Below are 16,072 nucleotides of genomic sequence, written 5' to 3' on the forward strand. Positions count from 1 at the left end.
AATAATTTTATCAGGTTTTTCTCCTGCTAAACATATACTCAGCAAAATCAAAATCAATATCTGTATCTATATCTATCGACTCCTCCTGGCTTATTGGTAAAAAATATGGTTTAGATCCTATATAGCTTCTGGAGCCTAACATTGCATCCCTATTCACCACAACCAAACCAAAAGTGGGCACTAAATATTCAGGTAGGTCCTGAGAATTAGGAGTTTTTTCTATCGAATAATTTAAGGGTTTGCCCTTATACCAAATAAATTCCTTTAAGACCTTTACCGACATTAGACTATTGCAATCATTTTTATAAAACTCTTCAATTGCTTTTAAATAACTTTCTCTTTTAATAAGTGGAGCCGTAACTTGTGCAACTAAAATTTCCTTCCCTTCGGTAACTTTGGCTAAGTAATGATGAAATTCACTATTACTACATTTCGAACTGGCGTAGTAAGGTTCTCTCCTGTGATAATTTACTCCATATTCCTTTGCAATTTCAATAGCCCTTTCGCTATCTGTATTAACAACAATATCATCGACAGGTAATGTTTTAATCAGTTCTAATTTATGCTCGAGGAGGGATTTTCCTGCAAAAGGTCTAAAGTTTTTATCTTTAACTCTTTGTGAGCCTGCTCTTACAGGTATAACTGCGACTAATTTTTTCATAATTATTTTTATTCCGAAATTTCATTTTTTAAGGATTGTGCTGCTTCCAGAAAAATGTTTAAATCTACCGAATAGGAAAGATATTCGAAGCCCTTATGATAGAGCTTCCTTGCTGTGGTAATTGAGTCAGCAAATGTTCCCAGGCGTTTTCCTTTACATTTTGCTTTTTCGGAAACTTCATTCATTAATTCATCCATTTTGGGATGTTCTACCTGTCCTGGAATTCCGATAGATTGAGAAAGGTCATAAGGCCCTATAAAAAGAACATCAAAACCTTGAACTTCCAGAATTTTATCAAGATTATTAATTCCTTCTTTGCCTTCAACTTGAAGGATCAGCATTTTTTCATTGGCATTTTTAAAATACTCCTCTTTGGCTTTTGAACCAAATTCAGCAGCTTTTACAAATCGGCAAACGCCCCGACTCCCTGCTGGGTAAAATTTAGCTGCATTTACAGCACTTTTTGCTTCTTCGGCTGTAGAAATATTGGGAATCTGCACGCCATCGGCCCCTGCATCCAGAGCTGAACCAATAGCATTTGCATCAACACCTTTTACCCTTACTATTGATTTTATCCCACTAACTTTAGCTGCCCTTACGTGGTTATGCAATGTTTCATTAGTGATTGGTCCATGTTCCTGGTCCAGGATTACAAAATCCATTCCCGAATATCCCAGCGCTTCAATCAAATTGCTATCGGTTGTTTTTGAAAATACACCTATCATTTCCTTTCGATTTTACTATAAACAGAATCTTCCTCTAAACCTTCATACAGGCTTGATGTAATACTCACCAATGAGACCGGTTTTTTCACTTTGAAATTTTTAAATAAATACTCATTTTCCAAAAATAATTCCTGTTCCTTTTTATCTATTGCATCTCCCTCATAGCCATCATAACCCGTAAAATAAATAGTTTCAACGCCAAGCTCAAAAGCTGTTTGAAGGGCTATAGCAGTATGAGAATCTTCAAATTTATCAGTAAAATCTACATTTTTCAGTTCATAAGCGCAATCGGTTAATGCACTAGGGATGTATGTACCCATTTTCCGGGGATAAGGAGGCAAAATACATTTTCCGTTTATTTTTTTATTATAATTAAAAACCTGTTCTAGTCTATGACCTTCATTTCCTACCAAACAAAAATACTGTTCATTCGGCAAGTTTTCATAGCTCCGCGCATTTTTAGAACTGGCATGAATAATAACCATGTTTGGGTTCTTAAGTAAAAACTCCTTTATTCCTTTAGCGTGAACTACAGCATTTGGTCCACCCCCTATTAGAATTGCCTCTGGATATTTTTCAACTTCATTGAAATCAAGAGCTTTTAACTCTTTATTATCTTTTATCCCTCTGGATTGGTTAGACAGGGCCCTTATAATACTATTTAAAGAATAATACCTTTTGGTTACCCATTCCATAACCTGTTTCTGTGGTAATGAATGAGCTCCCGAAACCATATAGGGTAAATTTGTACCCCAACCGTATTCTGCCTGCATTTCACTAAAGGGATCCACAACCTTACTCAAAGCATTAAAATCAAGGTCCTTTATTAAACCTTTAGAATTTAAAGTAGTTAGTAAAAGTTCTGTGCTTAAATTGCCCGCACCTCTACCCATTCCGGTAACAGTTGCATCGACAATTGATACACCACATTCAATTGCAGTTAGCGTGTTTATAAGAGCCATTTGTAAATTGTTATGACCATGAAAACCTATTTCAACATCAGTTTGATCTCTTACAATATTAAAGGTGTTACGAACATCTTCAGGATACACACCTCCAAAAGAATCTACCATATAAAAATAATCTGCTATGCCATCAACATTTTTTATTTGCGCTAAGAATTCTTTTTCATCTGCCCAGTTAGACATATACATAACATTAAATCCTACCTGAAATCCCTCTTTTTTCACAGCTTCTGCTAAAAGCAATGCTCGTTTAAAATTTTTAGGATCTATTGCAATACGTACCATATCGATATAGCCCTTGCAGGGAGTTAATAGCTGTGGTACATGTTCAGCCCGTACATCTTTTTCGTTTAAAATGATCACTAATTTTTTGTTACTAGACTCTTTACATTTTTCCAAAACATGGGGAGGGCAATAAAAATATTCTCCTAAATAAGAATTCATAGGATTTGAGCGGTAACCAATTTCCAAATATTCTATTGGCAACTTGTTAAAAGACTCGAAGTAATTTTGAACTAAATCAGGATCAAAATCCCAATTTGTATAATATCCACCATCTCTTAGGGTGCAATCAAGTAATTTCATATTATAATAATTTTTGCAGGTGTGCTGTTAGTTTGTGAAAATCACAATTTAAAGTTGGTTCATCTCTTTTATATAAAAATATTACTGTAAAAAAGTAAATGGATAAAATATCGTTTTTATCTTTAATACCCAACTTATTAATATTTTTTAAAATTTTCTTTGGTTTTATAATCTTTTGCCTATGCTTTAATTTATGGAAAGATAAAATTCAGCCAAAATTTAAACCGAAAGGATAATAGCCAGCCCTGTTACAATTTAGAACTACCGTTTCGGGAAAATTTTCGAAAAACAAATCGCCAGATTGTTGAAGACAAAGTTTCATATTTATAATTTCTTAAAAAACTGCGCTGGCAACTGAGGCTTAAAAAATAGAAAAGAAAGAATGAAAGTTTTTAAAAGCATAACTATTATTTATGTAACCGGTGTCATCCCCTGTAACTTTATCATCTCTTTAAAAACTTCTGAGGTCTGAGAAAGCTCTTTAAAACTTCCTATGCTCTCTATATTTCCCTTTTTTAATACTACAATTTTATCAGCATTTTTAACGGTTGCCAACCTATGGGCAATTATTATGATAGTATACTGTCCTTTTAACTTATCAATATTCGATTGAATGGCAGCTTCTGTTTCCCCATCCAGGGCCGATGTGGCTTCATCCATAAAAAGAAAATCCACATCTTTATATAATTCCCTTGCGATTGACAATCGCTGTTTTTGTCCTCCGCTAATATTAATTCCATTATTCCCTAACATCTCATCTTCCTTATTATCAAGAGAATTGACAAAATCATGTAAAGCCGCCTTTCTAATCGCTTCTTTAAATCTCTGCATATTCTGCTCATTCTTCTCTGCCCAAAATGTTATGTTATTAAAAACGCTGTCATTAAATACAGGCGCCTCCTGGGCTATGTATCCAATCTTCTTTCGATAAGAAATAAGATCTAATTCTTTTAGAGATCTTCCATCTACTAATACCTCGCCTTTTTCAGGTATCAAAAGACCAGATAAAACATTCATTAAAGTGGATTTACCGGAACCACTCTCACCAACTATAGCAATACTCTCATTTTTATTGATCTCCAAATCTAAGCCAGATAATATAGAAACATTGCCAAATTTAAAATGAATGTTACGGATATTAATTTTTTCTTCAAACCCTTCGAAAACAATTTCTCCATTTTTGACTTTATTACTTTTTAATTCTTTAGTGAAATTTGACATATTATCCATCGAACCGGAAACACCAAGAAATCGATTCCAATGTTCCTGTAAAGCCAATAAAAAAGTTAGAGATCTATATAAGAATAAAAGACTCAAGATAATTAAACCTATATCCGAATTAAAATACCTTACCTGAATTAAAATTGCGATAACAACCACTAATATTGTAAGAGGCTCCCTAAGCGCACGTAGGGTTGAATCCACTAATCCCAGGTTCTTCTGCACTTCCTCTAATTCAGTGATATTATCTTTAAGCTTAGCTCCATATTTAAAATTTAAACCAGAAGCTTTTAAATATTTGAAATTAGCCACATGTTGAATTAATAAACTTTGAAAACGATGGGCACTTTTTGTATAAGTTTTAGATAATTTTTTAGTCTTTTTAAACAACCATTTAAATAAAAAGTTTGTTAACATACCACCTATAGCAACAATTATGGCGAACCTCGCATTAGCTGCAAAAGCAAATATGACATATACCAAAACTAAAACGCCGTATTCAATAGCTTTAAAATAGCTTTGGTATGCTATATTCACCCGACCAACTTCTCCGCTAAAAGTATTTTGTATCTTTCCAACATCAGATTTTACAAATTCACTGAATTTAAAAGTGTTCAACAGTTTAATGTTACTCAACCTGATTTCTCGCATAAACAATTGTTGATAAGTTACCCTGGTATAACCTTCCAGAAAAGCTACAAAACCTTTAAAGCAAAAGAATGTAAGAATAATAAGTAAGGTGTTGGTGATATTAAGAGTGATCCCGATACTATTCAAAAATTCAGGTAGAAAACTCAAGTTACCCAAACCATCATTTTCCATCTCGTCAGTGCTGGAAGAAGACATCTTTAGCAATGGAATAAACATAGCTAAACCAAAACCATCTAACACACCTCTTAGGAAACTTAAGCCAAAAGCAATAAAAATTCTATAACGCAAGTAAGAGTAGAAATAGAAAAAATATTGAAAATTATTCTTGATTATTTTTTTTAATTTATCCATTAAAACATTTTAAGTAATTAAGTTAATCTGAGTCTTTTTCTAAAGAAATAAAATCTACGGCGTAAACCAATAATCTGTTTCTTTATAAGATTTTTAAAATTATAATCAGGAAATTTATAATCTTTAAATTCAGATATTTTTAAATAATTTAAATACACATTCTTTTTTGGATGGAAAGACATATATAACCAGGGCTTTTCAGGACCGCTGTAGTGCACCAGGTAGGAAAGATTCATTCGGTAAACTTGCATTTTATTATAAATTTTCTCCTCTCCTTTTATAATAATTTTATTTAAAATACGCGGATTCCAAAGTGGTGAAATTTCTTTCCAATTTCCTTTAATCACATAATTAAAGGCATCCTGATCATGGTAAGGTGTTAAATCCCATTTTTCTAAAGCAAATTCTAAAGATCTTTTAGAAATTTTATCATGTCGCCATTTAATTAAATTAACCAGCATTACCCCAGTATTAAAGTACTGATTTGCACTAATTTCTAAAGTAAGCTTAGCCTCTTTTGTAAAATTCTCAAAAACCTGGTCTTTTACCGCCCCAACGTAATCATCGCCCAAATCTATATCAAAAATGATGGCGGGATCTTTTTCTAATATTATATCCGCATCAAAAAAAACAACTTTATTTATATGAGATGGGATACGGTCGTAAATTAAAACTTTATCATAAATCGAGGCACTAAGATGTGCACTTTTTGCTTTTAACTTATCAGATATGCCAAAGTCACATTCTATTAATTGATAGCTTACATTTTGAGGTAAATAATTACCAAGACTGTTTTTGAATTTAGAAAGAAGTTTTTCATCACAATTGGAATAATAAACAAATACGTCATACTCACGATCCCTGGAGATCACATCCTTTAGCGACATAAGCATTAAACAGGCATGTTGGATATAAAATCCATCGGCGTAGGTAACTATATTAACCCTGTCCCCACTATGTACATCAGATTCCATTTTATCTTTAAAATTTAATAATTATAAATTCATTCCAACTAAAATTTATATGTTTTGATAGTAAATTTCCTCTAATTTTTCTCCAAGAACCTGAATGTCAAAATTTTGAACCACAAAATCTCTACCCTTTTGTCCCATTTCCATTCGAAAAAGAGGATTTGTAATCAAATACTCAATTTTATTACAGAATTGACTCACATCACCTTCTGGTAACACATATCCAGTCTCATTATGTTGTAATCCATATTTTGCACCACCAGCATCACTTACTAACACCGGTAATGCCATAGCTTGAGCCTCCTGAACTACTAAACCCTGAGTCTCTGCTCTCCCATTTTTATCGGTTAAGCCAGGTAAAACAAATATCTTCGATTTATTAAAAATTTGTTTAATTTCACCTTGAGTAAGAGCCCCATGGACATTTATAAATTTGCGTAAATTATATTCCTCAATTAATCTTTCTAATTTTATTCTTTCTTCACCATCTCCGATAATTTCAAATTCAATATTTCTTATTTTCCTGTTATTAATTAATTGATTAGCGATTTCAACAACTAAATGCGGCCCTTTCCAATAAGTTAATCTCCCGCAAAACACTATTCGAAAGGTATTATTTCCCTCTATCGTTTTAGGTTCAAATAGAGCTGTATCTAAGGAAACGGGAAGTATGGATATATTGCTGTACCCAGGCTTTATCTTTTGAATAAGAAATTTTCCATATTCATTGTTTGTTGTTAATAATGTTTGATTATCAAACAATTCTTTATATCGCTTTTTATTTTTAGTCACATCTGATGGAACCATGTCAAAGCCATGAAATGATGTAATTAATTTAGCATCCTGCAAAAAACCAGCTTTTTTGGCCATAAAAAATAAATCAGTATTATAAGCAAAATGAGTATGAACAATGTCAAAATTATTTGGAAATTTCAAAGTCCAACATACCTTAAAAAAAGCTACTAAATTTACAGCTTGTCGTTTATAGAGAAGAGGATTAAAGGATTGAATTAACTTCCATCTAAAATTTCTTTTTGACGCCAATAGAGTTTTAATTGTCAAAATTAACCTCTTTACTAAATTTTCTGGAATTTCAACATAATGCGTATGCTTCAACAATTCATACTTTTCTACTTGTTCTTGAATGGAGTTTTTTGTGTGATTTTTAGCTATAATTTTAACATCATGGCCCTGTCTAAGAAGATGAATTATTTGATTTACAATAAAAGTTTGTGAAAGAGTTGGAAAACTTCCCACAATAAATAATATCCGAAGCTTTTTTTTCATAAAAATTAAATTGGATTAGACCGAAATACCTAATCCTCTACTTTTTATTGGAAAATTTCTTTTCCATATTTTAATAAAAACCTATTAAATAAATATGTTTTTAGAGATTCATGTGGATTTCTATTGTATACTTTTCCAGTCTTTAATTTATCATAATCGAATCTTTCAAGTATATGAGGAAATAATTTATTTATTAAGGCAATCTCTGATGGAGATATTTGTTTTTTCCATTCATTAATTTTTTTATTAGTTATTCCCGAGAATTCAATATCTGATGTGCTATTACCTCCCCATTTTTTTCCATTATCTACCGTAGGAACTAACATTTCATTTTTATATTCAAGATTAAAGGATTTACATATATCCAGAATTATTTGTTTTGGATTCGTAATTAAATCTTCGTACTGAATGATTTTATAGTTCTCAATCAACCTTTCATTCCTATATAAATAATAATAGGAATCATTTAATGCCATAATGGGCTTATGTAAACGTGGATAACCCTTAATTGTTTTATATTTTCTTAGGGAAACCAGATTTGAATATGGGTTACGGATAATATGAATAAATATAGCATTAGGATATATTTTTTGGAGGTCCAATGCAAATTCCAGGTTTTCTACTGACTTTTCAACAAATCTTTGTCCTATTTTAAAAGGTGGGTAAGCCTTATATGCATTATAAATTGCAATTAAATAATTATCTATAAAAGCTTTAATATGAGGATAGGTATCTTTCTTCATTTTTTTATTAAAAAATGTCTCATCAAACATTTTATAAGTCAAGCTATCAGAATATTTATCCTTTTTATTATTACTTGATTTAATCCAGTTTATAGCGTTATCAGCTCCCACATTAAAATCAATTTGATACGAAGCTTGTTTTCGATATGGATAACGGATTCCATATTGCAAAATTTGAAATGGATGGGTTTCAATTGGAAGAACTGCATAATCATCCAAACCATCAAAAATTGATCTTAATAAACTAGTACCTGATTTATGATTTCCTAAAAGGAAAATAGGGGAATCTTCCATAATATTTTTTTACTTAAAAATTTAAATATATAACTAAGGAAACCAACGCTTTAAAATATCTTTTCCTGTAAGTTCGTCGAGTCCATATAATTCTCTCCTGAAATATTTATCAAGAAATTCTTGTGTTTCCAACCTCATCCCTTCTGGTTTTTTTTCGCACAAAGGATTTATCAGGTTTTCAATTTTTAAATAGACTAGTTCTTTAAATTTAGGTCTATTTAAATAGTCTATAGAAATAGGTAAATTACTTATGGGTTTATTGCTTCTATATCTATATAATTTCTTGTTAAAATAGAGCTTAGTCTTGAGATTTTTAGGTACTAAAGTTTTGTTAGCATGAATTTTAAAAGCTTCACGATTAAATTGATTGAAATCCAATCCTAGAAAATCGGCAACATCTTTTACCGTATGAGTTATATCTGATACCAAATCTTCAAATAGAATAACTTTTATATTTTCATTAGGAAGAAAATGGTAATAATAATCCAATTGTGTTTTATATAAACTTCTATTTAAAATCGATTGAGGTTTATATTTTAAAGTATCCTCAAAATTATAAAGAGCTCTACCAGTCTTAACCAAATGATTATAGTGAGAGAAGGCTCTCTTTGTGGGATGCCTTAGTAAAAACAAGAGTTTAATTGGTTTCTCTTGTATAGAGATTCTCTCTGCCGCCCTCTTCGATGCCAGGTATGTAGTACTATCTTCACCTACTAATGATTTTTTTTCATATTTAAAATTAGAAAGGTACCAGTCCCAAAAAAATTTTGGGTTCTCTTCAAGATAAGGTGATTTCCAGGTTTTTTTATTTCTATTATAGATATAAAAATCATTATGTTCTTCAATATTATCGATATCAAAAAAATGAAGTTCTCTTTTTGAAATATTAACCTCGGGGTGTGCATCCAGTATTTGATGTAAAGTAGAAGTACCCGATTTCATAGCCCCCCCGATAATAAAATCAGGTAACTTTTCAGGTATAGGACATTTCCAATATTGTAAATCCAATTAATATGGTTTTAAAGATTAGACATTTTCAAAATAAATCCGCCTTACACTACCATCCCGGCCGCAACGGTTTCATTAGTGTTTTCGTCTATAAGTATTATACTACCCGTATTCCGATTGTCTCTATAAGAATCCAACATTAATCTCCTGGTCGTTCTTATTTTCACCCTGGCGATATCGTTCATATTCAAATTTGTATCCTTATTGTCTCGCTCAAACGTGTTGATATCCATCTTATACACTACTTCTTTTATCATCGCTCTTTCTTCATTAGAAGTCTGCATAATAGAATATTTGGCCCGTGCTTTCATCGCATCATTGTTCAACCAGCATAGCATCACATCGAATTCCTGTTCCTGTTCGGGTTGATTGTTTTTCTTTACGATCATATCTCCCCTGCTTACATCTATATCATCTTCTAAGGTTATGGAAATGGACATAGGTGCAAAAGCTTCTTCTACTTCATTCTCACCGGCATTTATAGATTTGATTTTCGAAGTGAAACCTGAGGGTAACACAGCAACCTCATCTCCTGTACGATAAATTCCACTGGCGATTCTACCTGCATAACCCCTGTAATCTCTAAATTCCTCACTTTGTGGCCTTAATACAGTTTGCACAGGAAAGCGCGCGTCAATTTTATTGATATCACTGCTTATATGCAAATTTTCCAAGGTACTAAGCAACGTGCCGTTCTGATACCACTTCATGTTTTCGGAACGATTTACTACATTATCTCCCAGTAATGCACTAATAGGAATAAAACGAACATCTTTCATCAAAAGCTTCGAAGAAAATTCTTCAAACTGCCCTATAATCTTGTTATAAACTTCTTCAGAATAATCAACCAAATCCATCTTGTTAATACAAACGATGAGATGTGGAATATTCAATAAAGATGCTATAAATGAATGTCTCTTGGTTTGCTCAATCACTCCGTGACGAGCATCGATCAAAATCACGGCAGCATTAGCAGTGGAAGCTCCGGTCACCATATTTCGAGTATATTGAATATGCCCCGGAGTGTCAGCGATGATAAATTTCCGTTTGGGTGTGGTAAAGTAACGGTAAGCCACATCTATTGTAATTCCCTGCTCTCTTTCATCTTTAAGTCCATCGGTAAAAAGCGCAAGATCGACTCCATCATGACCTTTTTTCTCACTGGTTTTACTTACCGAATCCAGCTGATCTTCAAATATAGACTTCGAGTCGAATAAAAGTCTTCCAATTAAAGTACTTTTTCCGTCATCTACCGAGCCTGCTGTGGTGAACCTTAGTAATTGATTGTTATTAATTTCCATAAATTATAATTCTAAAAATATCCTTGCTTTTTTCTATCCTCCATCGCCGTTTCACTTCGTTTATCATCAGAACGATCCCCTCTTTCTGTCTTCCGCATTGCAGAAACTTCCTGAACTATTTTTTCCAAATTATCAGCATCAGATTCTATCCCCCCGGTGATGGTTATATCTCCTAAGGTTCGGAAACGTATCTTTTTCTTTTCTATTTTCTCCCCTTCCTCTAGTTTCAAATATTCCGAAACAGGGATCCAGGAATTGCTTCGAAAAACCACTTCTCTCTCATGGGCGAAGTACAAAGACGGTATGCTGATATTCTCTCGCTTTATATAATTCCACACATCCATCTCAGTCCAGTTACTTATAGGGAAAGCTCTGAAATGCTCCCCTTCAAAATGCTTCCCATTTAATAAATTCCAAAGCTCAGGTCGTTGATTCTTGGGATCCCATTGTCCGAAATCGTCGCGGTGACTGAAAAATCGCTCTTTTGCACGGGCTTTTTCCTCATCCCTTCGACCTCCACCTATAGCACAATCAACCTTATTGGTTTCGATTGCATCTAAAAGTGTGGTAATTTGTAAGGCATTTCTGGTAGCGTTTTTACCTTTTTCCTCGGCCACACGACCCTGATCAATTGATTCCTGAACAGATCCTACGATCAATTTTACTCCCAAACTCTCGATGAGATCATCCCTGAATTTTATGGTTTCCGGAAAATTATGTCCGGTATCCACATGCATCAAAGCAAAAGGAATTTTACTTGGATAAAAAGCTTTTTTGGCCAGGTGAGTCACTAAAATTGAATCCTTCCCTCCTGAAAACAGGATTACAGGATTTTCAAACTGGGCCCAAACCTCCCGCAATATATAGATCGCTTCCGATTCTAATTCGTCTAAATAATTTAAATAATACTTGCTCATTGTACTGAAATTTTCAGTTTATCTTGTAGATGTAAAACTATTCTTTTTATAGCGTCTTCCAAATTCTCTTCTTCTGTTTTTATCTCAATATCAGGATTTTCTGGGGTTTCGTAAGGCGCATCAACCCCCGTGAAATTCTTTATCTCCCCGGCCCGTGCTTTTTTATAAAGACCTTTTACATCCCGGCGTTCACATTCCTCAAGGGAAGTATTGACGAAAACCTCTACAAAATCTTCCCCTTCTATGATCTTTTTTATCATTGCCCGGTCCTTTTCAAGTGGAGAAATAAAAGAAGCGATTACCACAGAGCCTGATTCTACCAACAACTTTGCAACCTCTGCAATTCTTCGCAGATTTTCCTGTCGGTCTTCAGCACTGAAGCCAAGATTATTATTCAAACCTTTTCTGACATTGTCTCCATCCAGAGAAAAGGTTTTTATACCCTGTTCAAATAATTCGTGCTCCACCTTGTTCGCCAGTGTAGATTTTCCTGAACCTGATAGGCCTGTAAACCAAACTACAAAGGATTTATGACCATTGAGTTTATTTCTTTCTTTCTTTCCAATATGGAAATCATGTGGGATAATGTTTTCCATTTCCTTTATTTATTAAATGCTTCCTGTTGTTCTTTTATTCGTTTTCTACGCTGCTTTAAACCGTAATCTATTTTATACCAACCTCTTTCATGGAGATAATAAAGTATCATCTTAGTTACCACCTCTGCGCCACCTACTTGTAGACCCACCATAGGATCTCCTGAAATAACCCAGGCAAGCACCATAGTATCTATAGTTCCAACTACTCTCCAGGTTATAGTTTTCGCTATATGCCTTTTTTTACTATCGCCATTTTTTGTTATCCCGGCTCTTATTCTAAACCAAACTCTTTCATGCAGATAGTATAAAAGCATTTTAGTAACAACTTCCGCAAATCCAATTTGCAGTCCAGTTAAGGGATCTCCCGAAATAAGCCAGGCCAATAAAATAGTATCTGCAGTCCCAATTATTCTCCAGGTAATACTTTTGGCGATATGTCTTTTATAGGATTTAGCCAAGCCTTGAAACCAAAAAGTAATTATTCAGTAAGTTCTCCCGGTTATATTTCATGGGTTCATCGGTTTGACTGTCAATAACAGAAAGTCCTACTGCATTACATATCGCCTGCCCTGCCGCAGTATCCCATTCCATTGTGGGAGCAAACCTTGGGTAAACATCGGCCTTCCCTTCAGCAACCAGACAAAATTTTAAAGAACTTCCTTTAGAAACAATTTCAACATCTTTATTGAATTTGCTTTTTAATTCATCAATATAATCCAGGGTATCCTGATTCATGTGAGAACGACTACCTACCACCCGGATTTTATCATTAAATTCGGAAGGGGAGATTTCAATAAGATCTAAATTCTCAACATCCATATTTTCTACAGAATTCAGAGTAGTTTTAAAGCTTTTGTGATTTTCTACATCACCTATATACAAATCTTTCTTTGCAGGCACATATATCACTCCGAAAACCGGGATATTATTCCGAATCAATGCTATATTAACTGTAAATTCTCCGTTACGTTTAATGAACTCTTTTGTTCCATCTAAAGGATCAACGATCCAGCATTCCTGCCAGTCTTTCCTGTCGGAAAAGTCCAATTGCTTGTTCTCTTCACTGATAATTGGTACCCCGGTAGGTATCAAAAAGGAATTAATAATATCATTTGCCTGATTATCGGCTATGGTTAATGGAGAATCATCAAACTTCGATTCCACCTGGAAATCTTCGTTTTCATAGATTTCCATAATCCTTATACCAGCTTCAACCGCTGCTCTAATGGCTATTTTATAAATTTCTTTCATTTTCTTAATTTCTAAATAAGCCAGCAATATTTACTAATATTATCTGGTTAGACATGTGATTAAAATATTCAGCTTGACGTTTTTTACCCAATTATAGTACCCCCATGTCTAATTATCTAATCTTTGCTTTCACCTTTTCAAATTTCGAAAATATTCAATTGTAGCTTTTAATCCTTTGCGTAATTCAATTTCTGGTTCCCAACCTAATTTGCTTTTGGCTAATTCTATAATTGGTTGTCTTTGCAATGGGTCATCTTCAGGCAAGTCCTGGAATTTAAGCTGACTTGTACTACCTGTCAATTCAATAATCTGTTCGGCTAGTTCCAGCATGGTAAATTCTCTAGGATTTCCAATATTTACTGGACCGGTAAAGCCTTTTTCAGAATTCATTAATTTCACCATTCCATCAATAAGATCACTCACATAGCAAAAACTACGGGTTTGTTTCCCATCGCCATAGATGGTAATATTCTCTCCCTGCAATGCCTGAACAATAAAGTTGCTAACAACCCGACCGTCTTGAGGGTTCATATTTGGACCATAGGTGTTAAAGATTCGCATAACCTTTATATCAAGACTGTGCTGCCTATAATAGTCAAAAAACAAGGTTTCGGCACAACGTTTACCTTCATCGTAACACGCACGTGGTCCTATAGGATTAACATTCCCCCTGTAACTTTCTGGCTGCGGATGAATTTCAGGATCTCCATATACTTCACTAGTGCTTGCTTGTAATATGGGGATTTTTAAACGTTTTGCTAAACCCAGCATATTAATAGCTCCCAAAACACTGGTCTTTGTAGTCTGAACAGGATCAAATTGATAATGAATAGGACTTGCAGGACAGGCTAAGTTATATATTTGATCAACCTCTACAAATAAAGGATGCGTTACATCATGCCTTAAAAGTTCAAAGTTTTTGTTATCCAATAAATCATGAATATTTTTCCTTGAACCGGTATAAAAATTGTCCACACACAAAACTTCATTTCCTTCTTCTAAAAGTTTCTTCGACAAATGACTTCCTAAAAAGCCGGCTCCTCCAGTAATTAAAATTCTTTTCATTTAATTAATTTATAATTATGAGCCTATTGCATAAAATTCAAACCCAATTGCCTCTTTTGTTTCCCTTTCCAACAACCTTCTACCATCAAATAGGAAAGCAGGCTTAAGCATTTCATCGTATACTTTTTGCCAATCAAGTTCTTTAAATTCATCCCATTCGGTTAATACCGCTACTGCGTGAGAATCTTTTGTTGCTTCGTAAGGCTTACTTACCACCTTCACCCTGGCTCGATTTCCTTCTGAAGAACGGCTGTTTAAATAATCTAAATCGGCATATATTTGTTCAGCTTTCACTTTCGGATCGTATACCACAAGTTCAGCTTGTTCATTCAATAAATAGTCTGCCACGTAAATAGCTGCGGATTCACGAGTATCATTGGTATCTTTTTTAAAGGCCCAACCCAGTAATGCAATTTTCTTACCCGAAACAGTATTAAAAAGGGTTTGTACAATTTTGGCCGCAAACCTCCTTTTTTGATGATCGTTCATAAGAATGACCTGCTCCCAATAGTCGGCTACTTCGTGTAAACCAAAAGACTTAGAAATATAAACCAGGTTTAAAATATCTTTCTGAAAACAGGAACCTCCAAAACCTACTGAAGATTTGAGGAATTTTGAACCAATCCTGGAATCCATCCCTACAGCTTTAGAAACTTCGTTCACATCTGCACCGGTTTTCTCACATAATTCACTCATCGCATTAATACTTGAAACTCTTTGGGCAAGAAAAGCATTTGCAGTAAGTTTAGAAAGCTCAGAAGACCACACATTAGTGGTTAATAATCTTTCTCTGGACACCCAATGCGCGTAAACATCTACTAAAGCTTCCACTGCTTCTTTTCCTTCTGGGGTATCAATATCACCTCCTATAAGCACCCTGTCAGGATTCACAAGATCATCAACCGCAGTTCCTTCAGCTAAAAATTCAGGGTTAGATAGAATTTGGTAGTTAACGTTATTTCCAGTATTATCTAATATATTTTTCAAAGCTTCTGCAGTACGCACCGGTAAAGTAGATTTTTCAACCACAATTTTATCAGACTTGGAAACCCTTGCTATTTGGCGGGCACAAAGCTCGATATATTTAAGATCGGCAGCCATTCCTTTCCCAATACCATAAGTTTTAGTGGGCGTGTTCACCGAAATAAAGATCATGTCTGCCTTATCTATAGCTGAATCAACATCAGTAGAAAAAAATAAATTTCTATCTCGCGCTTCTTTAACTACTTCTGATAAACCAGGTTCGTAAATTGGAATATTCTCTACATCTTCATCGTTCCAGGCCGCAATCCTTTGCTCATTTATATCTACAACGGTCACATTAATTTCAGGACATTTTTGGGCGATTACTGCCATTGTTGGTCCTCCTACATAACCTGCACCGATGCAGCAAATATTTTTTATTTTCATTTTAAATAAACTTTGAAGTAATCCTTTAAAGATTCATTAATTTATTATTAGTCATCCTGTATTGGTTTCA

15 protein-coding genes are annotated in these 16,072 nt (G+C 33.9%); all 15 read right to left on the minus strand.

All coding sequences use genetic code 11. From position 1 onward, the window contains the following. Positions 1-10: 10 nt before the first annotated feature. Positions 11-661 carry an acylneuraminate cytidylyltransferase family protein gene (locus APB85_RS11175; protein ID WP_057481640.1) on the minus strand — a complete coding sequence of 217 codons (651 nt, stop codon included), beginning with the start codon at positions 659-661 and terminating at the stop codon, positions 11-13. 8 nt (positions 662-669) lie between these two features. Then, entirely contained in the window at positions 670-1,386 is a 717-nt protein-coding gene (locus APB85_RS11180; RefSeq protein ID WP_057481639.1) for an HpcH/HpaI aldolase family protein, read from the minus strand. After that, on the minus strand, positions 1,383-2,936 hold the full coding sequence (locus APB85_RS11185; protein ID WP_057481638.1) for an aldolase catalytic domain-containing protein: 1,554 nt from the start codon (positions 2,934-2,936) through the stop codon (positions 1,383-1,385). The genes APB85_RS11180 and APB85_RS11185 overlap by 4 nt, the downstream gene beginning before the upstream one ends. Before the next feature lie 411 nt (positions 2,937-3,347). Continuing rightward, entirely contained in the window at positions 3,348-5,159 is a 1,812-nt protein-coding gene (locus tag APB85_RS11190) for an ABC transporter ATP-binding protein (RefSeq protein ID WP_057481637.1), read from the minus strand. A gap of 17 nt (positions 5,160-5,176) precedes the next feature. After that, positions 5,177-6,133, minus strand: a complete 957-nt coding sequence (locus APB85_RS11195) for a glycosyltransferase family 8 protein (RefSeq protein WP_057481636.1) — start codon at positions 6,131-6,133, stop codon at positions 5,177-5,179. Between the two features lie 45 nt (positions 6,134-6,178). After that, a complete protein-coding gene (locus APB85_RS11200; RefSeq protein WP_057481635.1) occupies positions 6,179-7,417 on the minus strand; it encodes a glycosyltransferase in 1,239 nt (412 codons plus the stop codon). Between the two features lie 44 nt (positions 7,418-7,461). Then, positions 7,462-8,454 (minus strand): sulfotransferase family protein, encoded by a 993-nt coding sequence (locus APB85_RS11205; RefSeq protein ID WP_057481634.1) that lies wholly within the window; start codon positions 8,452-8,454, stop codon positions 7,462-7,464. A gap of 33 nt (positions 8,455-8,487) precedes the next feature. After that, the gene (locus APB85_RS11210) at positions 8,488-9,462 is read right to left on the minus strand and encodes a sulfotransferase family protein (protein ID WP_057481633.1); all 975 of its coding nucleotides are present in this window, start codon (positions 9,460-9,462) and stop codon (positions 8,488-8,490) included. 44 nt (positions 9,463-9,506) lie between these two features. After that, complete coding sequence (locus APB85_RS11215; RefSeq protein WP_057481632.1) at positions 9,507-10,763, minus strand: sulfate adenylyltransferase subunit 1; 1,257 nt, start codon at positions 10,761-10,763, stop codon at positions 9,507-9,509. A gap of 11 nt (positions 10,764-10,774) precedes the next feature. Next, positions 10,775-11,680: a sulfate adenylyltransferase subunit CysD gene (gene cysD, locus APB85_RS11220; protein ID WP_057481631.1), complete on the minus strand. Its 906-nt coding sequence runs from the start codon at positions 11,678-11,680 to the stop codon at positions 10,775-10,777. After that, the gene (cysC, locus tag APB85_RS11225) at positions 11,677-12,276 is read right to left on the minus strand and encodes an adenylyl-sulfate kinase (protein ID WP_173636770.1); all 600 of its coding nucleotides are present in this window, start codon (positions 12,274-12,276) and stop codon (positions 11,677-11,679) included. The genes cysD and cysC overlap by 4 nt, the downstream gene beginning before the upstream one ends. Before the next feature lie 5 nt (positions 12,277-12,281). Then, positions 12,282-12,734, minus strand: coding sequence for a DUF2061 domain-containing protein (locus tag APB85_RS11230; RefSeq protein WP_057481629.1), 453 nt, complete (start codon positions 12,732-12,734; stop codon positions 12,282-12,284). Then, positions 12,727-13,527, minus strand: a complete 801-nt coding sequence (cysQ, locus tag APB85_RS11235; RefSeq protein ID WP_057481854.1) for a 3'(2'),5'-bisphosphate nucleotidase CysQ — start codon at positions 13,525-13,527, stop codon at positions 12,727-12,729. Before cysQ ends, APB85_RS11230 begins: the two co-directional genes overlap by 8 nt. A gap of 129 nt (positions 13,528-13,656) precedes the next feature. Beyond that, positions 13,657-14,592, minus strand: a complete 936-nt coding sequence (locus APB85_RS11240; RefSeq protein WP_057481628.1) for a UDP-glucuronic acid decarboxylase family protein — start codon at positions 14,590-14,592, stop codon at positions 13,657-13,659. 15 nt (positions 14,593-14,607) lie between these two features. After that, positions 14,608-16,002, minus strand: coding sequence for a UDP-glucose 6-dehydrogenase (locus tag APB85_RS11245; protein WP_057481627.1), 1,395 nt, complete (start codon positions 16,000-16,002; stop codon positions 14,608-14,610). Positions 16,003-16,072: the final 70 nt, after the last annotated feature.

Origin of the sequence: Salegentibacter mishustinae (assembly GCF_002900095.1) — a bacterium.
In the GTDB taxonomy this organism is placed as follows: Bacteria; Bacteroidota; Bacteroidia; order Flavobacteriales; family Flavobacteriaceae; genus Salegentibacter; species Salegentibacter mishustinae.